Origin of the sequence: Halorubrum sp. SD690R (assembly GCF_005435035.1) — an archaeon.
In the GTDB taxonomy this organism is placed as follows: domain Archaea; phylum Halobacteriota; class Halobacteria; order Halobacteriales; family Haloferacaceae; genus Halorubrum; species Halorubrum ezzemoulense.
The window spans coordinates 1-609 of the sequence record NZ_SGTV01000107.1 but is presented as its reverse complement, the minus strand read 5'-3'; the positions used below and the strand labels follow the sequence as shown (position 1 = coordinate 609).

Sequence of the window (609 nt, the reverse complement as noted above, 5' to 3'; positions counted from 1 at the left end):
ATGGAAACGCTGCTACCCTAGCAGAGCGTGAAACAAGATATGGGGCGCAAGAGACCGACCTGGATTTCGTGCCACAGAGCACGTTCTGTTGACTGGTCCGTGTGCGAAAGAAGCCGAGTCATGGGCGCTACAGCCCGGATGCCGCGCCCCGCGGCATCCGGGAAAGCCCGAATAGGTGAATCTCTGCTTCACGCACTGGCGTCCCGGGTGAACCAACCATGTACCTCGGAATCGACGTCCACAAACGGTACGCACAGGTGGCAGTAATGGATGAGGCCGGGAAGATCGTCGAAGAGGTTCGCGTCGAGAACGCGAACCTCGACGAGCTCGCCCAGCGGTACGCCGGCGCACAAGCCGTGCTTGAGGCGACCTCCAACTACTACCACATCCACGATACGCTGTCGGAGCATTTGGATGTGACCGTTGCTCATCCGAAAAAGATCAACCAGATCGCAGACACCGACAAGAAAACCGACCGCGTGGACGCCAAAGAACTCGCGCGGATGCTCCGGTTAAATTCGGTGCCTGAAAGCTACGTTCCGACCGAGGAGGTCAGGGAAGCCCGCGCACTCGTGCGCGGGCGACAGACCCTGGTCGAAAACCGTACCA

General features: G+C 59.4%; 1 protein-coding gene. It reads left to right on the top strand.

The window, feature by feature from the left end:
* Positions 1-218: 218 nt before the first annotated feature.
* Positions 219-609, top strand: a 391-nt coding sequence (locus tag EXE41_RS18620; protein WP_137691797.1) for a transposase, incomplete at its 3' end; no start/stop codon positions are given.